We start from the raw sequence: 24,671 nt of genomic DNA, 5'->3' as shown, positions 1-24,671 counted from the left end.
GCATTCAAATTTATACAAACAAGAGCCTAAATTTAAGCGCCCTGCTCTATGAATTTGCCAAATTTGACCTTGCGTATATGGAGATATTTGAGCTTTTTGAGAAGAAATTTTATATCAGGCTTGACTTTAACCAAAATGTAAAAAATCACGAGCTTGAAAACACTAAAATTTTAGCCCTAAAATCTCTAAATAGCGAGGTTTTAAGAGAGCCTTTGAAACCAAATATTAACAAAGATGAGATAAACTTCGAGCTAAATCACTCAAAAGATTACGCCAAGCTTAGCATCAATGCAAAAGATCAGCGCGGGCTAATGGCTTATGTGATGAGTGTTTTTGACAGGCTTCATTTTCAAGTCACGAGTGCGAGAATTCAGACGGTTAAAAATAGAACGAGAAATCTCTTTTTGATCGAGAAAAACGAGCGACTTGAGAGCAAAGGCGAAGAGATATTAAATTTATTAATAAGCGAGTAAAACATGTGTGGAATCGTAGGATACATCGGAGATAAAGAGAAAAAAGAGGTCATTTTAAGCGGGCTAAAAGAGCTTGAGTATCGCGGATACGACAGCGCTGGCATGGCTGTGATGAGTAACGATAAGATTGACTTTTTTAAAGCTGTTGGCAAACTTGAAAATTTAGCCCTAAAGACAAAGGACTTTACATCAGAAGGTTTTGGCGTGGCGATAGGTCATACACGCTGGGCGACGCACGGCAAACCAACCGAGATAAACGCTCACCCACACCTTGGCGAGCACTCATTTGTCGTTCATAACGGCATCATCGAAAACTACAAAGAGCTTAAAGATGAGCTTGAGGCAAAGGGTGTGAAATTTATGAGCCAAACCGACACCGAAGTGATCGTGCATCTTTTTGAAGAAATTTTAAAAGAGAAAAAAGACCCATTTAAAGCTTATGAGGCGACTATCGCAAAGCTAAGAGGCGCATACGCGACGCTACTTATCACCAAAACTGCGCCTGATAAGATATTTTTCGCAAAAGATGCCGCTCCTATGGCGATAGGCAAAAGTGACAAAAAAGAGGTATATTTTGCCTCATCAGATGCGCCGCTTATTGGCAACGCAACCGAAGTGGCATATCTTGATGACAATAACTACGGCTATGTGAGCTTAGATGAAATAGCTGTTTTTAAACACGGCAAAAAAGCTAGCATAACCTTTAACGCTTTGCCAAAAGATAAGAGCTATGCCCAAAAAGAGGGTTATACATTTTTTATGGAGAAAGAAATTTACGAGCAAGGTGCAGTTGTATCTGAAACCATTATGGGCAGGGTTAAAAACCACAAAGTCACCCTTGAAAATTTAGACGATGAATACCTAAAAGGTATCAATGATGTCGTGCTTTGTGCGTGCGGTACGAGCTATCATGCAGCGCTAACTGCAAGCTATCTTTTTGAAAGACTTGCTAAAGTTAGAACAAAGGTCGAAGTGGCGAGCGAATTTAGATATAGAAAGCCTTATCTAAACAAAAACTCGCTTTTTATCGTCATCTCACAAAGTGGCGAGACAGCTGATACTCTTGAGGCACTTAGGATAGCAAAAGAGGCTGGGCTAAAGACACTTGCGATTTGCAACGTCGATAACTCTTCTATCGTTAGGCTAGCTGATAACACGCTTCTAACTCGCGCTGGCATCGAAAAAGGTGTGGCAAGTACAAAGGCATTTGCAACGCAGATCATCGTGCTTTGGATGCTTGTACTTCAAATGGCATCTGCAAAGGGATCTATCAGCAAAAAAGAGCTTGATCATGAGATCAAAACGCTTCTTCATATACCACAAATTTTAAATATAGATAACACTTTGCAAGAGAAGCTTCACCGCCTAAGCAAGCACTATTTGCACGGTCATGGCTTCTTCTTCATCGGTAGAGACATCTTCTATCCGCTTGCGCTTGAAGGTGCGTTAAAACTTAAAGAGATTTCATATCTTCACGCCGAAGGCTATCCATCAGGCGAGATGAAGCACGGTCCTATCGCACTTGCAGATGAGAAGCTATTTACGATCGCTTTAATGCCTCAAAATTTGTTATATGAAAAAACAAAGAGCAATGTCGAAGAGCTTGCTGCAAGAGATGCATATATCCTAGCGATAAGTCCGCTTGAGTTTGAACTAAGCGATGACTACGTAAAAACAAGCGTTCAAGATCACTATATGAGCGAATTTTTCGAGATGATGCTAGTGCTTCAGCTACTTGCACTTGAAATTTCCGTTAGACTTGGCAACAACGTCGATATGCCAAGAAACCTCGCAAAAAGCGTAACTGTCGAATAATTTATGTGGCTGGCATCTTGCTGGCCGCTTAAATTTTACTTTTATATTTTTCTTTTAAAATTTAAGTTTTCACAAAATATTATTTTCTTATAATATTTGCACTTCTAATTACATTAAAAAGGATCTTCATGAAAAAGAGATTTTTAGTATCTAAGGTCTTTAGTAGCGTTGCCGCTCTTTGTTTATTTGCTGGATGCGCTAGCAGCAACAGCGGTGTAACTGGCGCTGCAGCAGGTGATACAGCCAAAAATGCCAACACGAAAATCGAGCGTTGCAGCCAAACACTAGGAACATTATCTTTTTACGAAGATCAAAGTAGCTCATGGTACTCATATCTAACTAGAGATTATCAGCTTGGCTCAACCGTACCGGTGCTAAGGATCTTAGCTCAGCAAACTGGCTGCTTCGTCATCGTCGAGCGTGGCAGAAGTATGGATAATATGATGCAAGAGCGCGCACTTGAAGCTAGTGGCGAGCTAAGAAAAGGTTCTAAATTTCACAAAGGTCAAGTCGTAGCAGCTGATTATACCATGCAGCCAGAGATCACATTTAGCAAAGAGGATACTGGCGGCATCAGCGGACTTGTAGGCGCTGTCTTTGGTAACGTTGCTGGCAAGGTAAGCGGAGGCTTTTCAAAGAGCGAAACGCAAACATCTTTGCTTCTCATAGACAACCGCTCAGGCGTACAGATCGCTGGCGCAGTCGGCAGTGATAGCAACTTTGACTTCTTTGGCATGGGCTCAAATTCATTTTCACGTGTGAGTGCTGGACTTGGTGGCTATACAAAGACACCAGAGGGCAGGATGATCGTAAATGCCTTTATGGACGCGATGAACCAACTTATAGTCGCGCTAAAAGACTATAAAGTCCAAAATGTAAAAGGCGGTCTTGGCAAAGGCGGAAATATAAAAATAGGAGACTAAGATGAAATTTATAGCCATTTTGTTTTGTACATTTACGATGTTGCTAGCTGCAAACTATACTAAAAAGATAGAGATCGGGCTTTGCAAACTTATAAACGAAAGAGAAATGGCTAAATTTTATGGCGACACGAGAAACTACGACGCCCTTAGTAAAAAGATAGACGGATATAAATTTCGTTTTGGATTGAAAGATTTTGACGAGGATAGTTGCCGCATGAGTGGCTACTATCCTGTTGATCCAAACTATGCCCCATATCCTCCTAACTACCGTCCATACTATCAAAATGAGTACGAAAGATTTGATAGATTTCAGCGTGGTTACCGTGGAGGCTACTATAACGACGATGACTACGATGATGGATTTGAGCGCGGATATAGACGTGGCTACAATGACGCTAGAAGAGAGTATAGAAGACCTTATAGATAGGTGTACAAAAGTATAATCTTTAAAGAAATTTGATGCAAAACCTGTGGATATGGCAACATCCTAACTACCCAAATTTCTCTTTCGATAAAAGAGAGATAAACACCCTTGTAAAAAAGTTAGATCAAGAACACAAAATTTTAAAAGAGATAACGAGCAAGATCAGCAGAAATGATCTTTTAAAGGCGAAAATTAGTGCGCTTGAAGATGAAATAATAAACTCATCTCTCATAGAGGGCGAGAGGCTAAAAAGATTAAGCATTCGCTCATCGGCAAAAAAGAGACTAGATGAAAATTTTGACTGGTTAGCTGACACTCATGCAACTAGACATAGCGATAATCTAGTCTCACTAATGCTTGATGCAAATATAAACAAAGCTCCTATGAACTTCGAGCGGCTACATGGCTGGCACAATGCCTTGTTTGAATATAGCCAAAGCAAAGCTTACAAGATAAAAAGAGCTAAATTTAGAGATGATGAGATGAGCGTCGTCTCAGCTCCTTCAAAAAATGTTCAAATCCACTATGAAGCCTTGCCAGCAGAGCGCGTAGAAAATGAAATGAGAAATTTTTTAAATTTTATCAATAAAAGCTCCGAAAACGCCTATGTAAAAAGCGCCTTAACGCACCTTTGGTTTGTGATCATCCATCCTTATGATGACGGCAACAGACGCATGGCAAGGGCTTTGGCACACTACTGCTTGGCTAGTGAAAGCATTAAGTCGTTTTCTATCTCGAGCATTATTTACGCAAATAAAAAAGATTATTATGAAATTTTAGAGCAAACAACAAAACTTGAAAATAATCCAAATTTTGACTTCACGCCGTGGATAAGGTGGCATTTAGAAGCAGCAAAAAGCACCATAAGCTCGCCAAAAGAAAAAAGTAAATTTAAGAGCCAAAGCCCTTAAATTTTATCTTTAGTTAGGATTTTTGCGAGCTGCTCTTTGATCTCATCATCAAATTCACTAACACTTATCACGCCCCTGCTCTCACACATCTTGGCGTCATTTACCTCACAGTAGCCACTTAGCGCGTTTTTGTATCCACCCCTTATGCAGGCCTCTCTATCCTCTAAAAATCCAGCCCCACCAAGGATGAGCACGCCAAGGTCAAAGCCGATCTTAAATTTCGCGCTCGCCGAGCTTTTTATCCAGCTTAAAAATATCTCATCATACCTAAGTCCAAGCGCACCGACGCCATCTGGCACGACCAATATATCCACGCCATAAAGGCTCTCGGCGTAAATTTCAGGATGAAGTCTAATGCCAAATTCATCGACTATTTCAGGCTTTAGAGCGTAGGTTTTGATGTTAAAACCTTCAAATTTATGTAAAAAATCATAAATTTTGGCAAAGCTTAACAAATTTATCTTGTCAAACATCAAAATGCCAACTTTCATGTTAGCTCCTTTTAATGAAGTGCCTCATTTAGCTTGATCGCCCTTTTGCTCGCACTTGCAGTGATCTGACCTGTTTGGCTATTTTGTCTAAAATGAAGCCCGTTTAGCCCGCCAAGCTCAAGCGCTTTGTAAATTTCAGCTTCAAATTTAAACTCTGGATTTAGCTTAGCTAGCTTTTCGCACTCGCTTGCCGAGATATAGACCTTTGTGCCCTCAAGCACCGCTATGCCAGCATCCACGATGCAGTTATCACCAAGTGGCACGCCAGTAACTGAGTTTGCGCCAAGCAAGCAGTGTTTGCCGATGCTTACAGGGTTGCCGTTCGTGCCGCTTAGCACGCCAAGTATGCTAGCTCCGCCACCTATGTCACTGCCCTCGCCCACGACGACAGAGCTGCTGACCCTGCCTTCAACCATCACGCCACCAGTCGTGCCTGCGTTAAAGTTGATGTAAGCAGCCCCTGGCATGACGACTGTGCCAGGATGCACAGCTGCGCCCATGCGAACCTTGGCAGCGTCTAAAATTCTCGTGTTATCAGCTGGGATGATGTGACTTAGAAATCTTGGGAATTTATCCACGCTCACGATCGCTGGATACTCGCCAAACATCTTTAGAGAAATTTCATTTTCTCTTAGCCAATCAAGCTCGATCGGGATGTTTTGGCTAGTCCATGCGACATTTGGTAGTACTCCAAAGGCTCCATCAAGCACGATCGTCCTAGGTGCGACCTTGCCAAGCGAGATCAAGTAGAGCTTGAGATAGACGGCCTCCACGCTAAGTGGCTTTGCGTCATCAAACAAAAATACAAGCTTAAATTTATTCTCGTTTAGCTCAAGATCGTCATCAAATGCCATCTTCACAGCGTGTAAATTCTCCACGTTTTTATGCGATTTTATATCTTTTTCAAAGACGCTAAAGAGCTTACTAGCCTTTTTTGCTACCTTTGACGTGAGATCTGCGACAAACTCGTGAGCACCAAAATCAACCTCAACATCGCACTTTTGCAAAGCGTAGATAAAAGCAGCTGCGCTTAAAAAGCTCTCTTTATAATTTACAACGGCGTAACTTGCTTGTAAAATTTTGTCGCTATTTTTTTGTCCGCGATCGACTCTTGCGATGCCAAAAGCAACTGGATCTTTGTAACCATCTTTTTTTCTAAATTCTTCAAAAAATTCCTTAAATTCGTTTGCGTCTTTAAACTCTTTAGACATCTATTCTCCTTTAAATTTTTTCTTAGTCTAGCCAAAAATGGCTAAAAATTTTATGATTTTAAAGCATTTAAGCTTTAATAAATTTATAAATTATAATAATGATTAACTTTATCATAAAGAAAATAGAAATAAAATGCCTCAAATTTTACAAGGAGACAAAATGTCAAATTTAGCTACCAAACCAAAATTTGCCTTAGCTGCGTTGATCGGCCTCGTCGCTGGCGTAGTTTCAGCCTTTGTCAAATGGGGCGCAGAAGTGCCGCTTCCACCAAGAAGCCCTATGGATATATTTAACGCAGCTTGCGGACCAGAAAGTGCCATCAGAGCGGCTGATACGATCGACTGCTCGAGAAATTTCTTAAACCCGCCTTATGTATTTTTAAGAGATTATGTCGATATCACCGATCCAAACGCTGCTATCTACGAGTTTGCAGGGCATGCCTTTAACTACGTGATGCTAACGCACATCATATTTTCAGTCGTTTTTGCTGTTGGCTACTGCCTAGTGGCTGAGAAATTTCCAAAGATCACGATGTGGCAAGGCGTGATGGCTGGCATTTTAGCAACTATCGCAGTTCATGGCATCTCACTGCCGCTTCTTGGCCTCACTCCGCCACTTTGGACACTTCCTTGGTATGAGTATGTCTCTGAGCTTGTAGGTCACATGGTCTGGTTTTGGTCGATAGAGATCATCCGCCACGACCTAAGAGCTAGGATCACAAAAGAAAAAGATCCTAGCGACTGCTGCAACGCTTAGCTTATAAATTTGCTGTTTTGGGCGCAAAAACCTAAGATAGCAAAATTTAATAATTTAAAAAACTCTAATGCCTCTTAGATCGCAGCCAATACCTAAAGACAAAATTTTCATCATTTTTTTGCAAAGCTTGAAAAACTTAAATTTATATATCTTTTAATGCATAAATTTAAAAATTTAAGCACTTAGCACTCCTCGCTAAGCTCTAAATTTTCTAAACGAAGTGGCTTTTCGCCCTCAAAGATCACCCCTATACCATAAGGCTCACAGATATCTAGCGCACCCTCGGCAAAGCTCATCAACCACTGCTTATCGCACGCATAAAATGTGCATTGTGGCGAGCTAAATGGCAGGTCGCAAACTGACACGTCAAGCAATCTAAGCTCGTCCTTGCTCAAAAAGCACCCTCGCCTAAGCTCATCTTTTAAAAAGACAAGCGCCTCTTTTACGTATCGGTCGATATCTTGGGCGATTTTCTCTGCTAGCAAAGTAGTCTCATCATCCATGTCTGCCCCATCTGTGCTAACAAGGCAAAACGCTACTTGCCCAAAAAATTCGCTTTTTAGCTTCATCTCCGCATACCAGATAAAGCCATCATCTGTTGCAACTTTTTCAAGTTCGCCAAATTTCAAAGTCATTTTTTATTCTCATTTTTGTGGTTTTGCTACTCTTACGAAAAAGAGCCAAATTTAAGCAAATTTGTCGTGATTTAAAATAGAGATAGCTTGTAAATTTGCCCTTTTAGCATAGAGCAAAAGCTAAATTTACAAGCAAATTTTCAAATTTATCTCGCTACTTAGAAGCAAAATTTCTCATCAGTGCCATTTTGCTTGCGCATAGCTTTAAAGTTAGCAAGATTGTCTTTGTCTAAAAAGTAATCTTTCTCTTTTTTATTGCGGGCTTCTAGCTTTTCTATGCCTTTTGCAAGGGCTGCTTTTCTATCTTCGTGAGGCGAGCTAAATTCTGGCGAAAACATCGCTTCATAGGCATTTTTCTTAGTCCATTCAAGCGCTTTATCAGCGATCTCTTGTTGCTTTTTGATATCGCAAAATGCATAAGGATTGACCACGTCGCCAACAAGCTTCATAAACGCCCCTATCGCAGCCACCACGTCAGTAAATTTCTCACCCTCCATGTCTATAACGCCTCTTAGCAAGATCGCTCGGTTTTTTGCCGCATAAAACCAAAATACCGCATCATCGCGAAGTCCAAGATCATAAGCGCGAGCTGAGAGAACAAAAAGAGTTATCGGAGAGACCATTTGTGGGGCGTCTTGCACGATCTTTTCAGCCTTTTTAAAGTCCTCTTCTTTGCCACTTTTTAAAAGCTCATCTATCTTGTCATAGACCTTGACATACTCCACCTTGCCAGCATTTGCTGAGTAGTAAGGCGTGACGTAGATGTCGATACTTCTTACTTTGCCGTCATTTGCAAAGCCACATACCGCTCCAAAAAGTAGCGCCGTAAGCAGTGATAAAATTTTCATTTTAGCTCCTTAGTTTAAAATTTTTGTTATTTTAACTAAAAGCAGTTGAAAAGATTAGGATAAATTTAAGAAAAAGTCCGCAAATTTAAAGCGGACTTTGAAGATTAGTTTTTAAAACTATGGATAGGTGCTGGAATTTGTCCGCCACGAGCGATGAAGTCGGCACTTGAAGCTTTATTTATCTTCATCACAGGTGCTCTTCCTAAAAGACCGCCAAACTCGATCATATCGCCCTCACGTCCAAGAGGTATGATACGAACAGCCGTTGTTTTTTGATTTATCACGCCGATAGCCGCCTCATCAGCGATCATCGCAGCTATACTCTCGCTTGGCGTATCCGCAGGTATGGCGATCATATCAAGTCCCACCGAGCATATCGCTGTCATCGCTTCAAGCTTTTCTAAATTTAGCGATCCCGCGCGCACCGCAGCTATCATGCCCTCATCCTCTGAGACTGGGATAAAAGCACCGCTTAAGCCGCCAACTTGATTACATGCCATGACGCCACCTTTTTTGACCGCATCATTTAAGAGAGCAAGTGCCGCAGTCGTGCCGTGCGTACCGACAGCCTCAAGCCCCATCTCCTCAAGCACACGAGCCACCGAATCGCCTACAGCTGGCGTTGGAGCAAGAGAGAGATCGACGATACCAAATTTCACCCCAAGGCGCTCGCTCGCCATTTGACCAACGAGCTGACCGATACGAGTGATCTTAAACGCCGTCTTTTTCACGGTCTCAGCCACCACGTCAAAGCTCTCGCCACGCACCTTTTCAAGCGCTCTTTTTACGACGCCTGGGCCTGAAACGCCGACATTTATCACCACATCAGCCTCGCCCACGCCGTGAAATGCACCTGCCATGAAAGGATTATCCTCGACTGCGTTTGCAAAGACAACAAGCTTCGCACAGCCCATCTCTGAAGCCGCCGCCGTCTCTTTTATGATGCGCCCCATGTCACGCACCGCGCTCATATTTATGCCACTTTTTGTTGAGCCGACATTGACGCTTGAGCACACTTTTGCGGTTTGTGCTAGCGCTTGTGGGATAGAATTTATCAAAATTTCATCGCCCTTTTGATAGCCCTTTTGCACTAAAGCCGAAAAACCACCTATAAAATCAATACCAACTTCAATAGCCGCCCTATCAAGCGTCTTTGCTATCATCACGTAGTCTTTTGCGCCCGTTGCGGCGCCGATTATTGAGATAGGCGTCACGCTCACTCTTTTATTGACGATTGGTATGCCTAGTTCAGCGGAAATTTCGTTACCCACTCTAACTAGGTCTTTGGCTTTAGTGGTGATTTTTGCGTAAATTTTATCGCAGGCTTTGCCTATGTCAGGGTCGATGCAATCAAGCAAACTAATGCCCATCGTGATCGTTCTGATGTCAAAATTTTGCTCCTCGATCATCGAGATAGTTTCGGTTACATTTTTGATATCCATATTTTGTCCTTAAATTTTGTGCATCGCATCAAAGATGGCTGAGCTTTGGATATTTATCTTTACTTTTAGGCTCTCTCCAAGCTTATCTAGCTCCGCTCTCAAGGCTGTAAAGTCCTTATTTTCATCGCTTGAAACTACCGCCATCATCGTGAAAAAGTCGCTTAAAATAGTCTGACTTATATCATCTATGTTTAGACCTAGCTCGCTAAGCTTTGCTGAGACGCCAGCAACGATGCCAACTCTATCTTTTCCGACTACGGTTACGATCGCTTTCATCTTTTCTCCTGTTAAATTTTAAATTTATTATTTAAAGTGCATTTTGGCTACAAAATTTAAGCTCCACATCAAGCAAAGCTAAATTTTGGTAGCCAAATTTAATTAAAATTTGCTCTAAATTTTATCTTTTGTAAATTTACTTCGAGCAAGCACTCTTGCCGTCATTTACTGGTTGGATTGCTGAGTTATCAGCCCCACCGCCGTTATTTATATTTTCTATTATCTCCCAAAGCCTTGCAGCTGCGCTCTCGTAGCGTTTTGCAGTGACTGAGTTTGGCTCATAAAAGCTAACTGGCTTACCGCTATCGCCGCCCACTCTAACAGCTGGCTCGATAGGAATTTCAGCTAAAATTTGAGTGTTGTAAGCTTTTGCTACCTCTTCAGTCGTGCCTTTGCCAAAGATGTCATACTCTTTGCCGTTATCTGGGCAGATGAAGCCGCTCATGTTTTCGATGACGCCAGCGATTGGGATGTGAAGCTTCTCAAACATATCAAGCGCACGCTTGCTATCGTCAAGTGCTACTACTTGTGGCGTTGTGACGCAGACACCTGCTGTTACTGGCACGCTTTGAGCTAGAGTTAGCTGCGCGTCGCCCGTTCCTGGAGGCATGTCGAGGAACAAGACATCAAGCTCGCTCCAAAGCACGTCCCTTAGCAGCTGCTCGATCGCTTTCATTATCATCGAACCACGCCAGATAAGGCTCATGCCCTCCTCCATCAAAACGCCCATACTCATCATCTCAACACCATGGCTAAGTATCGGTTTTAGCTTGTTGCCAACGACTTGTGGCTGAGTATTTACTTCGCCAAGCATTCTTGGGATGTTTGGTCCGTAGATATCAGCGTCTAAGATGCCCACTTTTTTGCCTAGTTTTGCCATTGAGATGGCTAAATTTAGCGTTGTGGTTGATTTACCAACGCCACCTTTGCCAGAGCTTACCATTACGAAATTTTTAACTTGTGGCGCGATATTTTTGCCACTTTGAGTGTTACTTTTCTCCTCAGGTATCTTTGGCTGGATCAAATTTAGCACGTACTCATTTGAGCCCATGACACGTTTGATGTCCGTTTTTAGCTCATTTGCCACCTCTGGGCTTGAGCTAACGATCTCTACTTCGATTAAAATTTTCTCGCCGATCTCCACGTTTTTTACAAAACCAAAGCTAACTATATCCTTCTCAAATCCCGGATATATGACACCTTTTAGTCTGTTTAAGACCTCTTCTTTATTTAACATTTTTCTCCTTTTTCTAGATCTTTTGAAATTTTATATGCACAAAATTTTGGTCCGCACATCGAACAAAAATGAGCGCTCTTAAACGCATCTTCTGGCAAGCTCTCATCGTGAAGCTCTCTAGCCTTTTTTGGATCAAAGCTAAGCTCAAACTGCTTGTTCCAGTCAAATGCATACCTAGCATCACTCATCGCATGATCTTTTTCGATGGCTCCAGCTTTGCCAAGTGCGACATCTGCGGCATGAGCTGCTATCTTGTGAGCTACGATGCCCTCTCTTACGTCATTTTCATTTGGCAAGCCAAGGTGCTCTTTTTGCGTTACGTAGCAAAGCATGCTAGCGCCGTGATATGCTGCCATCGTACCACCTATCGCTGAAGTGATATGATCATACCCTGCGCCGATATCGCTAACAAGCGGTCCAAGCACGTAAAATGGGGCGTCATGGCAGAGCTCTTGTTCGATTTTCATATTATACTCAATTTGACTTAATGGCACATGACCAGGGCCCTCTATCATCACTTGCACATCTTTTTGCCACGCACGAAGTGTTAGCTCTCCAAGCACCTTTAGCTCGCTAAGCTGCGCCTCGTCTGTCGCGTCATAAAGGCAGCCTGGGCGAAGTCCGTCGCCAAGCGAGAGCGAGACGTCATATTTTGCGCAAATTTCTAAAATTTGATCAAAAATTTCATAAAATGGATTTTGCCTATTTAGCTTTGACATATAGCTCGCGCTCAAGCTACCACCACGGCTAACTATGCCCATTTTACGCTTTTTAACAAGCGGCAAAAACTCACGCAAAAAGCCAGCGTGTATCGTAAAGTAACTAACCCCTTGCCTTGCTTGCTTCTCTAGCACGCTTAAAATTAGCTCATTTGTGATATTTGTAACCTCTTTTGCCTCTTTTAAAATTTCATACATAGGCACCGTTCCAACTGGCACGCTTGAATGCTCTATTATAGCACTTCTAATGGCGTCTAAATCGCCATCCGTGCTTAGGTCCATAACCGTATCAGCGCCAAATTCTAAGCAAATTTCAAGCTTTCTAAGCTCCGCGCAAATGTCACTACTTAGGCTTGAGTTGCCGATATTTGCATTAACCTTTGTCTTTAGCTTTCTGCCTATGCCCATAGGCTTTAAATTTGTGTGATTTACATTTGCTGGGATGATGATCCTGCCGTTTGCCACCTCATCCATCACTAAATTTTCGCCTATCCCCTCGATCTTTGCCACATAGCTCATCTGCTTTGTGAGCTCGCCTCGCCTAGCATAGTACATCTGTGTCTTTGTCATGACTAGCCTTTTTTTAAAATTTAAGGGCTCATTTTAGTCCTTTTTTGTTTTGATCTAACTAAATGCTAGACTTAAATTTATTTTTACAAAAAGAAATATTTAGCTTTTAGGTGTATAATTCCGTAACAATCTTCAAAGGAGCTACCTTGCTTGATATCTCACTTATAATGCTTGGAGCCGGAAATTCTAGCCGTTTTGAGCTACCTGTAAAGAAGCAATGGCTTCGCATCGGCAGCGACCCACTTTGGCTATTTGCCACTAAAAATTTGAGTAACTTTTACACATTTAAAGAGATCATCGTCGTTAGTAAAGAGTGTAAATATATGTCTAAATTTGCTCCAAATTATAAATTTGTTGATGGCGGCGAGACAAGGCAAGATAGCCTAAAAAACGCACTTGAGCTAGTAAATAGCGCATTTGTCCTAGTTAGCGACATCGCGCGCCCTTGCATATCAAGCGAGCTCTTTCACAAAATCATCGAGGCGGCCGCTCAGGCTGACTGTGTGGTGCCTGCGCTAAAGATCGCTGACACTGCCTATCTTGGCGAAAACGCAATAGACAGAGAAAAGGTAAAGCTTATCCAAACGCCGCAGCTCTCGCGCACAGCACTTCTTAAAAAGGCTCTTAGTAGCGGCGAAATTTACACAGATGATAGCTCGGCTATGAGAGCCATTGGCGCAAGTGTTTGGCACATTTTGGGCGATGAGATGGCTAGAAAGATCACCTTTAAAGAAGATCTTGCCAAAATTTCAGCCCTAAAAGCACCAGAAAATGAGCTCTTTGTTGGTAACGGCTTTGACGTGCATGAGTTTGAAAAGGGGCGCCAGCTTGTGCTTTGTGGCGAAAAGATCGACTATGAGTTTGGGCTAAAGGCTCACAGCGACGGCGACGTGGCACTTCATGCGCTAACAGACGCTATCTTGGGAGCTGCTGGGCTTGGCGACATAGGCGAGCTCTTTCCTGATACGGACGCTAAATTTAAAGATATTAGCTCCATTTATTTGCTGCAAGAAGCCTATAAAAGGGTGCAAAGCGTGGGCTTTGTGCTAACAAACGCTGACATCACAATAATGGCGCAAAAGCCAAAACTTTCAAAACTAAAATCAAAAATGGAGGCAAACATCGCGCAGGCTCTAAATTTAAGCCAAAGCCGCATAAATGTAAAGGCGACGACGACTGAGGGGCTTGGCTTTGTCGGCAGATGCGAGGGGATCGCTGTCATGGCAAGCGCTAGCCTTAAATTTTACAACTGGACACAAATATGAAAATTTTAATAGTAGAAAACGAAATTTACCTAGCTGGCTCGATGGCTAGCAAACTAGCTGACTTTGGCTACGACTGCGAGATCGCAAAGAGCGTCAAAGAGGCTTTGAAATTTGAAAATTTTGACGTAGTGTTACTTTCTACCACACTCCCTGGGCAGGACTTCTACCCTGTCATAGAGAAATTTAAAAGCTCTATCATCATCTTACTCATCGCCTACATCAACAGCGACACCGTGCTAAAGCCGATACAAGCGGGCGCGGTGGATTACATACAAAAGCCATTTATGATAGAAGAGCTTGTTAGAAAGATAAGACATTTTGAAGAGTTTAAAGGCTTTAAAAACGAGATCAAAAACTACGAAAACTATATAAATTTCGCCCTAAAAGACTACGAGATACCTTGCTTTGAAGCCAAAAAGATCAAATTTCCACTTCTTTTAAAATCAAGCAAAAATGGCTACAGCGATAAATTTATCTTTAACTATGTAAAGGCTGGGAATTTGCCATTTTTGTTTTTAGGCAAAGCCTGTTTTAGCGAGCTTGAAAAAGCACTTGCTCAAAGTGGCGACGAGCTAATATACATCACAAATCTTGAAGAGCTAAAAGAAGATGAAAAAGAGAAAATTTTAGAGCTTTGCAAAAAGAAAAAAGTGGCTATACAAACTAGCGATTTTGCGCAAAGTGCGCCATTTGAGGAGCTTGAACTCTCGGTTAGAGATAAAAACTTTGACATCGGCGAGATCGTCACGATCGATGAATATATAAAATATATCATAGTTAATTATCAAGATAAATTCCCCGACACCGAGCTTAGCAAAAAGCTTGGAATTTCTAGAAAATCACTTTGGGAAAAGAGAAAGAAATATGACGTCAGCAAGAAAAAATAGTGAAATTTCTATAAACACCGAAGTTTATGGCGCCTTAGAGCTTATCAAAAACAAAATTCTCTCAAATTTTAGCGCCCTGATGGACGACGAGCAGATCAAAGAGGTGGCAAAAAAGGGCTACTTTAACGGCGAGCCGATGCCCTACTCTTTTGGCTTTGCTCCATTTGGCGAGGTCAATCAAAATATCGCTAGCAAGCTGCATGCTGGACAAAGAGTAAATTTAAATATGGACGGCAAGATCGTTGGGCACATCGACGTGGCAAAGGTCTTTAAATTTGACGAGAGCATGCGAGCTAAAAATATATTTTTAGCAAATGAATCAAACAGCGAAATGTCACTAAATTTAGGCAAATACGGCATAAGCGGCGAGTTTGAGCTATATGATGAGAGCCTACAAATAAGCAAAGATGCGCTAAATGAGCTGATAAAAGAGAGTGGCGCCAAGAAAATAACGGCTGTCTTTTTAACGGCTGATCCATTTAACCGCGCGCATGAACGCCTAGTTAGGATGACCATCGACAAGGCCGATCTCGTGGTTGTTTTTCTCATCAGAACGCGCGAAGAGAGGCATATTGATTACGAGATAAGAAAGCAGGTGCTTGACTTTTTTAACCAAAACTATCTGCCGACAAAAAAGGTCTTTGTCTTTGCGCTAAAAAACACGACCCTTTTTAGCTCGCACGCCAACCCAACGCTTGAGTGCATCGCGGCTTCAAGACTTGGCGCAAATAAGCTAGTCATCGGACAAAACCACTCTGGCATTGGCATGTTTTTTGACCACAACGAAGTTCATACGATACTTGACATCTACAAAAACGATCTAAATTTAGACGTGATCGTCCTGCCAGAGCTAGTTTATTGCAACAAGTGTAAGACGCTAGTTAGCACCAAAAGCTGCCCACACGGACAGCACCACCAGATCAAATACCACCCAGACGTGATCAAAGAACTGCTATTTAACGGCATCATGCCACCAGCCATACTCGTTAGGCCTGAAATTTCAGCGCTCATCTTAAGCAAGCTCTATGTAAATCGCTTTAAAGATATACAAAAGCTCTGCGACGATCTCTTTGTAAATTCTGGACTGCTTGAAAACAAGACCGACCGCGACTTTTATGAGGAGCTCATGAAGCTCTACCAGACATCATCACTCACTTAAGGAAAATTATGCAAAAGCTATTTTTGACATTTTTTGGATTTGGACTTTTACCAAAGGCGCCTGGCACTTGGGGCTCGGTGGCTGGAGCTGTGGCAGCTTATTTTGTGTTATATTTTTTCTCATCTACCACGCTTTTACTGGCTAGCATTTTGTTATTTTTGGTAAGCATCAGCGTCATTGATGATTTTGAAAAAAAGGCAAATTCGCACGACGAAAGTTTTATCGTGATCGACGAAGTTGCTGGCGTTTGGCTTGCTATCGCCATTAGCGGAGCGACGATCTCACAGCTAGTTCTCTCGCTCGTGCTTTTTAGAGTACTTGATATCAAAAAGCCTTCGATCATTGGCAGGATCGACCGCAACGTAAAGGGCGGGCTTGGCGTTATGGGCGATGATATGGTTGCTGGATTTTTCGCTGGCATTATTAGCGCGATGATATATGGCGTGGCTATGAAATTTGGCGTAGTTTTGCCGTAAGCTGAGCTAGCGATCTTGCTGGCTCTTTTTAATTTTAACTATCCCTGCTTTTATTTTAGACCTCTTTTTAGATGAGAGCTTTATCGTTAGAATTTATCTCATCCCTGCCTGCAACTTTATCTTTGTCATAATTTTTTCTAAAGACGATCATATTATAAAGCGAAAATCTAAGCTCTTCAAAAAGGCTTAAATTTTTTGCATTTTCAGGGGTTATCTCATTGCCATTTTTATCGCTATTTTTACCACCCAAAAATAGCAAATAAGTAAGTGGGGTCATGAAGTTAAATCTTAAAAGAAGCGCCCAAAAGCAGTTTAAAAAGCCGTGATTATATTTAATGCAAACGTAAAAGCCAAAGGCGGCGTAAAGTGCCATTATAAAAAGCATAGTGTAAAAAATATAAGCTAGCCCATCATCGTTTGAAACGTCAAAATACTCACATACTGCACAAAAGATGGCCACAAAGGTGGGAAATATCACGAGCGGAAAGATAAGGTGTAGGCCGATCAGGTCAAATTTACTCAGATAAACTTTTATATTTCGCCTGCCAGCAAAGATCATCAACAAAATAGCTAGCACTACCGGCAAAAAGACCAAACTAGCATAGAGATCATTGATGTCCAAGTTGCGCTCCTATTTTACTTTGTAAATTTGAGTTTTGCTAAAAACGCTTTGCGCTCTTAAATTTAAAACAGAGCTAAATTTACCTGCGATTTTTGCGGTTTTCTATGCCTATCCTCTCGCTATCTTCGATCTCTGCAACATAGCTTGGATTTTTCTTTTTAGCCTCTTTGTCTAAAAAGCTAATAAGCTTTGCATCGGCATTTTGGTGAGAGCAGACGAGGATTATAAAATTTATGTAGTTGCTAGCTTCTTTTGGAGCGACCTGATTTTTTTTCGCTGGTATTATAAATTTCTCTCCAAAAATTTGTATAAGCTCGAAAAGCTCGTTTTTGCTTAGAGTTTTGTCGCTAGCAAGCTCTTCAAGCTTTTCGATCGTGATCTCTTCTTCACTCTCAGCCTCTAGCCCTCTTGCTAAGACTTGATGATCTTTGTTTTTTAGCAAAAGATAGACTAGCGCGCAGATGGCAACTATAAGCAAAAAGACAAAAAAGACTATCAAGCCTTTAAGAAGCATCTATAGCCTTGTGCAAAGAGAGCGTTTCGTAAATGCAAGAACGCTCATCGCTATCATAATGGCGATGCTTATCCAGACAAAATCAGGCACTGGAAGCGGATCTCCAGCTGCGTATGAGTGCATGCCAGCTAAATAGAAATTTACCCCAAAATAGGTCATTATGATCGACCAATAGGCAAAAAATGAGGCTACAGCAAATGCGTATTGATTATTAAGCTTTGGTATAAATCTCATGTGAAGCACTGCTGCATAGACAAGGATCGAAACTAGCGCCCAAGTCTCCTTGCTGTCCCAGCCCCAGTATCTACCCCAGCTCTCATTCGCCCAAACGCCACCTAAAAAGTTTCCAAGCGTGAGCAAGCTAAGACCTAGTATCATCGCCATCTCATTTATACGCGTTGCTTCAGTAATATTACGCGCGATCTCAGCATTTGGCTTTTTCTTATTTTGCAAGATAATAAGCAGCAAAGTAAAACCACCAAGCAACGCACAAAGACCTAAGAATCCATAACTTGCAGTTATGATAGAGACGTGGATAGTTAGCCAGTAGCTCTGAAGTACAGGCACAAGTGTCGTGATCTGCGGATCCATCCAGCTAAGGTGTGCAACAAATAGCGTAACACCAGCCAATATAGATGTAAGCGCAAGTGCGATCGGACTACGTTTTGCAAAGATGATGCCAGATAGACCAAGCGCCCAAGCGATATAGACCATCGACTCGTAGGCGTTACTCCAAGGGGCATGCTCAGCGATATACCAGCGAAGACCAAGTCCAGCTGTGTGCGCAAGAAAAGCTAGTAAATTTATAATATACACAGCTTTAACTATGCCATTTATCTGCACTTTTGGCGCTAACATCTTAACAAAAACAAATAGTAAAAGCGCAAGTCCAGCCAAAAGATATATCGGCGTCAAGCGGTCAAATACTTGAAATTTATTAAATAAAATTTCTATGTCTATTTTTTTCTCACTTGGCATGACGGCAGAGCCGTATTTGTGCTGATAGGCTGAAATTTTCTCAAGCGCCGCATCCGCCTTACTCCAGTCATTATCCTTTGAGGCTGCATCAACAGCTGAAAAATACTCTCTCATCATGCCAACTACTAGCTCAGCCTCTTTTGGCGAGAAGTACATCATTGCACTAGCTGGCGAATACCAAGAATTTGACGGGTCATCTTGTTTTGGGAAAATTTTGAAAATTTCACCGATAAATATCATATAAAATACATTTAGTCTCTCGTCGATCTTTATCACATCTTTGTCAAAAGTATTGCGTGAGCCTGGGTGTTTGCGGTTTGCTATCTCAGCAAATTTTGTTAGTTTATACTCGCTTCCACCATCTTTTGTCGCTTTAAAAAATTCATCAAAGCTTGCGTATCTTGCATTCTCATCGACGCCTAGCTCTTTTTTTAGCTCCTTGCTTTGACCAAGTGCGATGATTTTCTCATTTCGCCAAAAATCAGGCGTTACCATTATAGAAAGCATCGCTTGGTTTGAATTTAGGCTACCTATGCTCTCACCTCTATGAATTTTGTTTAAAACCTCTTTGCTAAGCGTATCAAATGGCTTCATCCTGCCATCTGGACTTTGCACGATGAGTCTAGCAAGCTTGTCTGCATGCTCTTTGCTGATATGCGGCAAGAAATCCTCCGCCTTTAGCGAGCTAAAATTTAAGCCTAAAAGTAAGACAGCTATGAGCGCAGCCACTTTTTTACCGCCTTTTGTTGATTCATTATCTATTAGTTTGGCTAGCTTTCTAAAGCGGCTGTTAGGATTTATGACATTTAGCAAGAAGCCAAGACCTAGCAAAAAGTAGCCGATATATGTCGGGATCTTGCCTGGGTCTTTATTGACAGAGAGGATCGTACCTTTCTCGTCAGTATCGTATGAGCTTTGGAAAAATCTATATCCATCATAATCAAGCACGTGGTTCATATAAATTCTATAATCAAACCCTGGATCATTTGTGCCATCTTTTACCACAACCTCACTTGAGTAGCTCATAGGAGAATTTGAGCCAGGATATCTTTTTAGCTCAAAGTCCTTTAGGTAGAGGCTAAATGGGAGTTTTATCTGCTGAGCTCCCCATGAAGCGTTAAATTTCTGTCCAGCCACAGCGATACGTGAAGGCTCCATTAGGTTGTAAAATACATGCATCTCTTTACTCTCACCTTTATAGTTTAGCTCAGCTATCAACGCATTAAACTCGCTATCCTTTGAGCTAACTAGCTTTCTCGTGGCGTGCGCTGAGACTAGCCTTGGGGCGAAATTTATATTTGAGATAGTATATAAGCTACCTGTGCCAAATTCATTCACGCTGCCAGCTTTTAGCTCAGTTTTTGAGCTATCCGCCATAGTAAATTTTGAAAGATCGACATTTGAAGTAACTGTGAAATTTCCATCATTTAGTCTAAAAAGAACATATTTTTTATTTTCATCTGGTTTAGCATTAAAGATAAAACTGATATCTCCAACTCTCGCCTCTTCTTCTTCAAGTAAAAATATCTCTTCACTCTCGCTCTCATTTGAGACTACAAACTCAACGACAGGCTTTCCGCTATCATCATTTACAAATTTATAACTTGCATTTGGCACAAATTCTTTAAATTTTAAACTGGCCTCACCGTCTGCTGTTTTTAGCTTTAGATCAAAGCCCTTCTTTACATCAGCAAGTCCCAAAGGCATAGCCGAGCTGATCTCTTCACCTTTGTCGTTAAGCGCAGTTAAATTTATATACGAAACCTTTGTACTAACGACGTTTGAAGCGGTGTTTTCACGTATATGCATATCAGCTTCAAAGCCAAGATATCTTGTGATGCCAGCACCGATTAAGATGACGATAAAACCTAAGTGAAAGATGAGAGATGGGAGTTTTTTAGGATCTATCAGGTTGTATCTAAAGATATTGAAGGCTAAATTTATACCAAGCAGTAGTTGGATGAGCGCAAACCAGCCAGCTCCATAAACATAGTACCAAGCTGCTTCAGTGCTGGTTTTGCTCTCTATTATTGTGGCGGCTCCGCTAGCTATGGCAAAGATTATCATCAAAACGATAGCTGAGCCCATACTTAAAAATAATGTTTTTGGATTTAACATCTGCTTCCTTTTATTTATATTGTGGCAAAGCTACCGAAGTGAAATTTATCTTAAATAACTGCCCTGCTTTGTTTCGGTTGAAACTGGTTTATTTTCGTTTGTATCTTGATCTGCAAGTGCATCTTTACCTTTTAGATAAGCAAGTATTGCACCTAGATCATTGTTTGAGACGATCTTAGCTTGGTTTTGCATTACGTTTTTACCGCTACCACCAAAGCTTGAGTCGCTTCTATAAGAGATGATGCTATCTTCTATATCTTTAGCATCCATATTTTTGAGTGGTGTTGAGCCAAATGGTCTTTTGTCTGCGCTTTCGCCATGGCAGCTAGCGCATTGTTTCTCATAAAGCTCTTTTCCTAAAGAGACGCTATATCTACCTTTTCTATCAACGCCAAATTTTAAAATTCTATTGTCTTTATAGCGTCTTGGATCTTCATCGACATAGACATTTACTTTTTCATTTCTGTCATTAGCCTGCTTTTTTGCCATTTCGGCAAGCTCTTTACCAAACTCTCCACGAGCCTCTATATAATAAACCTGAGAAGCTGCAAAGGCATTTGCCACCAAAAAACACGCCAAAAAAGAAATTTTGATATTTTTCATGAGTTTCCTTGAAATTTTGCTCTAAATTTAAAAATCCCGGATCAGATTGCTCCGACCCGGGATTATATCATAAGTTGATTAACGAGCTATGAATTAGAATGAGTATTTAGCTTCAAATCTAAATTTGTCTTCTTTTTCCTTCACATCATTAGGTTTTTTGTGAGTTAGGAAAGAATAGAATGAGCTAAATGTTAGCTTTTTGTTGTATTGGTAAGCAAATCTTGGAACAAATTCCTCAACTTTGTCTTTTACATCTGGGTTACCAGCGCCACCTGAAGTTTTTTGAGTACCTTTAACATAATCTAAGCCAACTGTGAATTTATCAAATGTATATGCACTTGTTGCATAGAAGAAGTTACCTTTACCCTCTGCATATGTCCAGTCAAATACATCTTCACCAGCAGTTATTAGACCACCTTGATCTTCAAATGTAAATGCTGATATACCTTTATCTTGAGCTTTCCAGCCGATATAACCAGCAGCTAGATCAAGACCAAATAGTGAAGTTGAAAGTTCGCCAGCATAGAAGTTACCATCATTGTATCCAAGGATATTTTTAGCTTCTTTATCAGCTGTGCTATTTGCATAGTTAAGTCTTGCACCTAGGGCAAAGTCATTAGTGATGTCAAATTTAGCTGAAACGTCAGCTGCAAGTACATCAGCTAGGTTAGTTAAAGTACCATACCATAGTTGGAAGCTAACTGGATTAAACGAACCAGCAATGCCAGCTGCATATAGGTTACCAACATCATAGCCACCTAACTTAGCAGTTACATCATATAATACACCATCGCTTTCACTTCCGCCTTCAAGAGCATCAAAAGCTAAAGCTGTTAAAGTAAGACCTTCTATATCTTCATTTACTACTCTTACACCAGTACCTATAGCATCATCAGTAAAGTATGAACCGATCTCTTGTTTACCAGCTGTTATAGTAGTACCACCGATCTTATAGCCTAGATAGAATTGGTGAACACCAAATCCTGTAGTTGTATCTGTCTTATCTGTACCATTTTTTGAATTATCGCCTGAGCCATCAAGAGAACTATATCTCAAACCAAGAACACCAAAGAAGTTATCGTCTATAGCAGCTTTAAAATTTGTAACCATTTTAAAGTTATGGCCATTGCCTGATTTGCTACCGTTATATTTATAAACGTCTTTTTGTTCTTTTTTGTATTCATGAGTATGAGTATATCTATATCTTGCCATACCAGAAAGATCTACATTTTTTATAGCTTCTTCAAGTGGAGTAGCACTTGCTACACTTGAGAATGCGCCTAAAGCAACCAAAGCGGCTAAACTAATTTTTGTTAGTTTCATTTTTTCTCCTTTTAAGGTTTTTGTGTCGACGATTATAATCAATAAATTTTAAGATGAAGCTTAAAAAATCATAAAATTTTGCATTTTTGTTACCGATTGTTTACCGATTTTAACCAAAAAGAGATATATTTTGATAATTTAACTTTTACAAATGAGACTTTTAAAAAGGGGATAAAAAGAAAAAGGGGCCGTTGCTTTGCCCCTTAAAAGGAGTTCTAGTTTTGATTGCTGATGAAATTATATATGCTAGCAGTAAATCAACGGTAATCTAAAAAGAAATTTTCTCCTCTTTTGGTACCTCGATATTTGTTTTTATATTTTTTCTTTTAACGACTACTTCATTTTGTGGTTTTCTTATGCCATTAAATGCACCTCTGGAGCCACCCTCTTTTATAAGAAGCATGTCTATGAGCTTATCTGCGTAAAATGTCGCATAGACAAGATCACCCTTATCGTAATAATATCTGTTTGCACAAAAATTTGCTTTGTTTAGTTTGTGATTTTTCACATCGCTGGCTACTATCTCGTAGCAGTATTTCGAATCTTTATAGCTAACATCTTTTATGAAGCCTTTAATGGAGCTTTTTGCAGGTATGGTTTTAGTAGCTTGCCTTGGTTGCTTGCGGACTGGTGGGTTGTCATCAAAAAATGAACATCCCAAAAACATAGTGGCTACTGCTATAGGAAATAAAATTTTAGCTTTCATCTTTTCTCCTTAATATAAAGAGCAAAGTATAGCTTTTAAGATTAAATAAAATTTGCTGGTTTTTAAAATTTGAGTTTTGTGCTTACATTAATATATAAATTTCTTGGGAGAGACTCCCAAGAAATTTAGGCTGATACGTTTAAGACGTTACCACCAAGCTCGGCGATCTTTTTATCGAGCGTCTCAAGGGTCTTTTCGATAGTCTTTTGTGAAATTTCAGGAAGCTCTCCGCCCCAAATTTTCTTTGCATCCTCAAAACCCTTTGCCACGCCCTCTCTACCAGCTTTTAGCTTCTCTACATCATCACCTGCGCCATTTAGCACAAAGCTGGCTATCCTATCAGCTGTATTTGCGATGCCAAAAAAGCCATTTTCACTAACTAGCTCGCTCGCCTCATCGCTACTTAGCTCTCCTAGAGCTTTGCCGTTGTAGCCGATGCCTGCTAGATCAAGTCCAGCTAAAATGTCTGATAAATTTTCAGGTACATTAAAGCTTAGACCACCTTGAGCTAGTAAATTTGAACTAGTATTTTGAGTAATATCTTTTTGATACTGCAAAAAGTAACTATTTGATATCTCTTTCGCGCTTAAATTTGAAATCTCGGGCTGCTTTTTAGAAACCTCTTTTTCATCTTTATGAAGTGAAATTTCTGATTTTACATTTTCTTTTACGCTTGAAGTGTTGTATGAGCTTACGATTTGACTGATTTGCATATTTGGCTCCTATAAGTTTATAAAAACTATATCGCCAAAAGGTGGAATTTATTTAGAGTAAAGCGGGAGAGCTCCCGCTATGATTATTTACCAAGTGTTGCGTTTAGCATCCAGATGGCTTTTTCAAATTTAGCTATTTGATCTTGTGCGTACATCTGAGTTGTTGTGTCACCCTCTGCAAGCTCATCAAGCTTTTTAAACTCACCCAAAAGGTGCTTGTAATCAGCCAAAACGATCTCTAAAACTTCAGTCGGAGTGTAACTCTCTTTTGGCTCGTGTTTTATGTGAGCGACTTTTGCTAGCTCCTCAGCCTTGACGATAGGTCTGCCACCAAGCATAAGAGCCCTCTCAGCTGCGTCATCAAAAATCTCACTCATATCTTCGTAAGCTTTCTCTGTATATTCGTGGACGCTAAAAAATTGAATACCTTTTACATTCCAGTGAAGATCATGAAATTTGATATAAAGTGCATTTGCATCAGCCTGAATTGTGTTTAACTGTAAAATAACTTTTGACATTTTGTCTCCTTCTTTATTGTTTAAATGTAGTGAAATTATATTGACTTAGAGTTAATC

Annotated in this window: 25 protein-coding genes and 1 pseudogene; 10 read left to right on the top strand and 16 right to left on the bottom strand. The window is 40.7% G+C overall.

What is annotated here, in order from left to right; all coding sequences use genetic code 11:
* From CYP84_RS09645 to CYP84_RS09625, 5 genes and pseudogenes are all read left to right on the top strand, one after another.
* Positions 1-473, top strand: a pseudogene (locus CYP84_RS09645) (HD domain-containing protein); the annotation flags it as partial.
* Positions 474-476: 3 nt separating this feature from the next.
* Complete coding sequence (glmS, locus tag CYP84_RS09640) at positions 477-2,288, top strand: glutamine--fructose-6-phosphate transaminase (isomerizing) (protein WP_103637400.1); 1,812 nt, start codon at positions 477-479, stop codon at positions 2,286-2,288.
* Between the two features lie 128 nt (positions 2,289-2,416).
* The gene (locus tag CYP84_RS09635) at positions 2,417-3,211 is read left to right on the top strand and encodes a CsgG/HfaB family protein (protein ID WP_103637399.1); all 795 of its coding nucleotides are present in this window, start codon (positions 2,417-2,419) and stop codon (positions 3,209-3,211) included.
* Position 3,212: 1 nt separating this feature from the next.
* Complete coding sequence (locus tag CYP84_RS09630) at positions 3,213-3,638, top strand: gamma-glutamyl phosphate reductase (protein ID WP_087583718.1); 426 nt, start codon at positions 3,213-3,215, stop codon at positions 3,636-3,638.
* 32 nt (positions 3,639-3,670) lie between these two features.
* Positions 3,671-4,546, top strand: coding sequence for a Fic family protein (locus CYP84_RS09625; RefSeq protein WP_103637398.1), 876 nt, complete (start codon positions 3,671-3,673; stop codon positions 4,544-4,546).
* On the opposite strand, the gene CYP84_RS09620 is transcribed toward CYP84_RS09625, so the two are convergent.
* Both CYP84_RS09620 and CYP84_RS09615 read right to left on the bottom strand, forming a co-directional pair.
* On the bottom strand, positions 4,543-5,037 hold the full coding sequence (locus CYP84_RS09620) for a hypothetical protein (protein WP_103567847.1): 495 nt from the start codon (positions 5,035-5,037) through the stop codon (positions 4,543-4,545). The two genes, CYP84_RS09625 and CYP84_RS09620, sit on opposite strands and share 4 nt — an antisense overlap.
* Before the next feature lie 11 nt (positions 5,038-5,048).
* Positions 5,049-6,248, bottom strand: a complete 1,200-nt coding sequence (locus tag CYP84_RS09615) for a tetrahydrodipicolinate N-succinyltransferase N-terminal domain-containing protein (protein ID WP_103637397.1) — start codon at positions 6,246-6,248, stop codon at positions 5,049-5,051.
* Positions 6,249-6,408: 160 nt separating this feature from the next.
* Between CYP84_RS09615 and CYP84_RS09610 the strand changes: the two genes are divergently transcribed.
* Positions 6,409-7,005, top strand: a complete 597-nt coding sequence (locus CYP84_RS09610; protein WP_103637396.1) for a YagU family protein — start codon at positions 6,409-6,411, stop codon at positions 7,003-7,005.
* 182 nt (positions 7,006-7,187) lie between these two features.
* Here CYP84_RS09610 and CYP84_RS09605 read toward each other — a convergent pair whose 3' ends face one another.
* The 6 genes from CYP84_RS09605 to thiC all read right to left on the bottom strand — a co-directional run bounded on the left by CYP84_RS09605 (position 7,188) and on the right by thiC (position 12,732).
* Positions 7,188-7,640: a hypothetical protein gene (locus tag CYP84_RS09605; protein WP_103637395.1), complete on the bottom strand. Its 453-nt coding sequence runs from the start codon at positions 7,638-7,640 to the stop codon at positions 7,188-7,190.
* Between the two features lie 158 nt (positions 7,641-7,798).
* Complete coding sequence (locus CYP84_RS09600; protein ID WP_021084217.1) at positions 7,799-8,488, bottom strand: hypothetical protein; 690 nt, start codon at positions 8,486-8,488, stop codon at positions 7,799-7,801.
* A gap of 104 nt (positions 8,489-8,592) precedes the next feature.
* On the bottom strand, positions 8,593-9,930 hold the full coding sequence (locus tag CYP84_RS09595; RefSeq protein ID WP_103637394.1) for a PFL family protein: 1,338 nt from the start codon (positions 9,928-9,930) through the stop codon (positions 8,593-8,595).
* Between the two features lie 9 nt (positions 9,931-9,939).
* Positions 9,940-10,206, bottom strand: a complete 267-nt coding sequence (locus CYP84_RS09590) for an ACT domain-containing protein (RefSeq protein ID WP_002939508.1) — start codon at positions 10,204-10,206, stop codon at positions 9,940-9,942.
* A 136-nt stretch (positions 10,207-10,342) separates the two neighbouring features.
* Positions 10,343-11,443: an Mrp/NBP35 family ATP-binding protein gene (locus CYP84_RS09585; RefSeq protein ID WP_103573471.1), complete on the bottom strand. Its 1,101-nt coding sequence runs from the start codon at positions 11,441-11,443 to the stop codon at positions 10,343-10,345.
* The gene (gene thiC, locus CYP84_RS09580) at positions 11,437-12,732 is read right to left on the bottom strand and encodes a phosphomethylpyrimidine synthase ThiC (RefSeq protein WP_103637393.1); all 1,296 of its coding nucleotides are present in this window, start codon (positions 12,730-12,732) and stop codon (positions 11,437-11,439) included. The genes CYP84_RS09585 and thiC overlap by 7 nt, the downstream gene beginning before the upstream one ends.
* 146 nt (positions 12,733-12,878) lie before the next feature.
* On the opposite strand from thiC, the gene CYP84_RS09575 reads away from it, so the two are divergent.
* From CYP84_RS09575 to CYP84_RS09560, 4 genes are read left to right on the top strand one after another with little or no spacing between them, the layout of a single operon-like run.
* Positions 12,879-13,997: a bifunctional 2-C-methyl-D-erythritol 4-phosphate cytidylyltransferase/2-C-methyl-D-erythritol 2,4-cyclodiphosphate synthase gene (locus tag CYP84_RS09575; protein WP_103637392.1), complete on the top strand. Its 1,119-nt coding sequence runs from the start codon at positions 12,879-12,881 to the stop codon at positions 13,995-13,997.
* Complete coding sequence (locus CYP84_RS09570) at positions 13,994-14,884, top strand: response regulator (RefSeq protein WP_103637391.1); 891 nt, start codon at positions 13,994-13,996, stop codon at positions 14,882-14,884. The genes CYP84_RS09575 and CYP84_RS09570 overlap by 4 nt, the downstream gene beginning before the upstream one ends.
* Positions 14,862-16,043, top strand: coding sequence for a sulfate adenylyltransferase (locus tag CYP84_RS09565; protein ID WP_103596762.1), 1,182 nt, complete (start codon positions 14,862-14,864; stop codon positions 16,041-16,043). Before CYP84_RS09570 ends, CYP84_RS09565 begins: the two co-directional genes overlap by 23 nt.
* Before the next feature lie 8 nt (positions 16,044-16,051).
* Entirely contained in the window at positions 16,052-16,519 is a 468-nt protein-coding gene (locus CYP84_RS09560; protein ID WP_021090015.1) for a phosphatidylglycerophosphatase A family protein, read from the top strand.
* 67 nt (positions 16,520-16,586) lie between these two features.
* Here the strand turns inward: CYP84_RS09560 and CYP84_RS09555 are convergent, their stop codons facing one another.
* From CYP84_RS09555 to CYP84_RS09520, 8 genes are all read right to left on the bottom strand, one after another.
* Positions 16,587-17,141, bottom strand: a complete 555-nt coding sequence (locus tag CYP84_RS09555; RefSeq protein WP_103637390.1) for a hypothetical protein — start codon at positions 17,139-17,141, stop codon at positions 16,587-16,589.
* A gap of 79 nt (positions 17,142-17,220) precedes the next feature.
* On the bottom strand, positions 17,221-17,655 hold the full coding sequence (locus CYP84_RS09550) for a fatty-acid--CoA ligase (RefSeq protein WP_103637389.1): 435 nt from the start codon (positions 17,653-17,655) through the stop codon (positions 17,221-17,223).
* Positions 17,656-20,751, bottom strand: a complete 3,096-nt coding sequence (gene ccsA, locus CYP84_RS09545) for a cytochrome c biogenesis protein CcsA (RefSeq protein ID WP_103637388.1) — start codon at positions 20,749-20,751, stop codon at positions 17,656-17,658. It lies immediately after the preceding gene.
* A gap of 45 nt (positions 20,752-20,796) precedes the next feature.
* Entirely contained in the window at positions 20,797-21,354 is a 558-nt protein-coding gene (locus CYP84_RS09540) for a c-type cytochrome (RefSeq protein ID WP_002941036.1), read from the bottom strand.
* 93 nt (positions 21,355-21,447) lie between these two features.
* Positions 21,448-22,677: an OprD family outer membrane porin gene (locus CYP84_RS09535; RefSeq protein ID WP_103637387.1), complete on the bottom strand. Its 1,230-nt coding sequence runs from the start codon at positions 22,675-22,677 to the stop codon at positions 21,448-21,450.
* A 268-nt stretch (positions 22,678-22,945) separates the two neighbouring features.
* Positions 22,946-23,383, bottom strand: coding sequence for a hypothetical protein (locus CYP84_RS09530; protein ID WP_103610992.1), 438 nt, complete (start codon positions 23,381-23,383; stop codon positions 22,946-22,948).
* Between the two features lie 125 nt (positions 23,384-23,508).
* Positions 23,509-24,096: a hydrogenase-4 component G gene (locus tag CYP84_RS09525; RefSeq protein WP_103637386.1), complete on the bottom strand. Its 588-nt coding sequence runs from the start codon at positions 24,094-24,096 to the stop codon at positions 23,509-23,511.
* Positions 24,097-24,179: 83 nt separating this feature from the next.
* Positions 24,180-24,614 carry a Dps family protein gene (locus CYP84_RS09520; RefSeq protein ID WP_009294499.1) on the bottom strand — a complete coding sequence of 145 codons (435 nt, stop codon included), beginning with the start codon at positions 24,612-24,614 and terminating at the stop codon, positions 24,180-24,182.
* Positions 24,615-24,671 lie beyond the last annotated feature (57 nt).

Origin of the sequence: Campylobacter concisus (assembly GCF_002912425.1) — a bacterium.
Lineage (GTDB): Bacteria > Campylobacterota > Campylobacteria > Campylobacterales > Campylobacteraceae > Campylobacter_A > Campylobacter_A concisus_AH.
Note: the sequence above shows the minus strand (reverse complement) of the source record. Positions and strands in the feature narration are given on the sequence as shown.

What these genes read in the sequence shown, in the direction of transcription:
- CYP84_RS09520 (WP_009294499.1), bottom strand. Translation starts at nt 24,614, where the DNA reads ATGTCAAAAGTTATTTTACAGTTAAACACAATTCAGGCTGATGCAAAT.
- CYP84_RS09630 (WP_087583718.1), top strand. Translation starts at nt 3,213, where the DNA reads ATGAAATTTATAGCCATTTTGTTTTGTACATTTACGATGTTGCTAGCT.
- thiC (WP_103637393.1), bottom strand. Translation starts at nt 12,732, where the DNA reads ATGACAAAGACACAGATGTACTATGCTAGGCGAGGCGAGCTCACAAAG.
- CYP84_RS09620 (WP_103567847.1), bottom strand. Translation starts at nt 5,037, where the DNA reads ATGAAAGTTGGCATTTTGATGTTTGACAAGATAAATTTGTTAAGCTTT.
- ccsA (WP_103637388.1), bottom strand. Translation starts at nt 20,751, where the DNA reads ATGTTAAATCCAAAAACATTATTTTTAAGTATGGGCTCAGCTATCGTT.
- CYP84_RS09610 (WP_103637396.1), top strand. Translation starts at nt 6,409, where the DNA reads ATGTCAAATTTAGCTACCAAACCAAAATTTGCCTTAGCTGCGTTGATC.
- CYP84_RS09605 (WP_103637395.1), bottom strand. Translation starts at nt 7,640, where the DNA reads ATGACTTTGAAATTTGGCGAACTTGAAAAAGTTGCAACAGATGATGGC.
- CYP84_RS09565 (WP_103596762.1), top strand. Translation starts at nt 14,862, where the DNA reads ATGACGTCAGCAAGAAAAAATAGTGAAATTTCTATAAACACCGAAGTT.
- CYP84_RS09600 (WP_021084217.1), bottom strand. Translation starts at nt 8,488, where the DNA reads ATGAAAATTTTATCACTGCTTACGGCGCTACTTTTTGGAGCGGTATGT.
- CYP84_RS09635 (WP_103637399.1), top strand. Translation starts at nt 2,417, where the DNA reads ATGAAAAAGAGATTTTTAGTATCTAAGGTCTTTAGTAGCGTTGCCGCT.
- CYP84_RS09625 (WP_103637398.1), top strand. Translation starts at nt 3,671, where the DNA reads ATGCAAAACCTGTGGATATGGCAACATCCTAACTACCCAAATTTCTCT.
- CYP84_RS09615 (WP_103637397.1), bottom strand. Translation starts at nt 6,248, where the DNA reads ATGTCTAAAGAGTTTAAAGACGCAAACGAATTTAAGGAATTTTTTGAA.
- CYP84_RS09525 (WP_103637386.1), bottom strand. Translation starts at nt 24,096, where the DNA reads ATGCAAATCAGTCAAATCGTAAGCTCATACAACACTTCAAGCGTAAAA.
- CYP84_RS09560 (WP_021090015.1), top strand. Translation starts at nt 16,052, where the DNA reads ATGCAAAAGCTATTTTTGACATTTTTTGGATTTGGACTTTTACCAAAG.
- CYP84_RS09595 (WP_103637394.1), bottom strand. Translation starts at nt 9,930, where the DNA reads ATGGATATCAAAAATGTAACCGAAACTATCTCGATGATCGAGGAGCAA.
- CYP84_RS09550 (WP_103637389.1), bottom strand. Translation starts at nt 17,655, where the DNA reads ATGCTTCTTAAAGGCTTGATAGTCTTTTTTGTCTTTTTGCTTATAGTT.
- CYP84_RS09540 (WP_002941036.1), bottom strand. Translation starts at nt 21,354, where the DNA reads ATGAAAAATATCAAAATTTCTTTTTTGGCGTGTTTTTTGGTGGCAAAT.
- CYP84_RS09535 (WP_103637387.1), bottom strand. Translation starts at nt 22,677, where the DNA reads ATGAAACTAACAAAAATTAGTTTAGCCGCTTTGGTTGCTTTAGGCGCA.
- CYP84_RS09570 (WP_103637391.1), top strand. Translation starts at nt 13,994, where the DNA reads ATGAAAATTTTAATAGTAGAAAACGAAATTTACCTAGCTGGCTCGATG.
- glmS (WP_103637400.1), top strand. Translation starts at nt 477, where the DNA reads ATGTGTGGAATCGTAGGATACATCGGAGATAAAGAGAAAAAAGAGGTC.
- CYP84_RS09530 (WP_103610992.1), bottom strand. Translation starts at nt 23,383, where the DNA reads ATGAAAGCTAAAATTTTATTTCCTATAGCAGTAGCCACTATGTTTTTG.
- CYP84_RS09590 (WP_002939508.1), bottom strand. Translation starts at nt 10,206, where the DNA reads ATGAAAGCGATCGTAACCGTAGTCGGAAAAGATAGAGTTGGCATCGTT.
- CYP84_RS09585 (WP_103573471.1), bottom strand. Translation starts at nt 11,443, where the DNA reads ATGTTAAATAAAGAAGAGGTCTTAAACAGACTAAAAGGTGTCATATAT.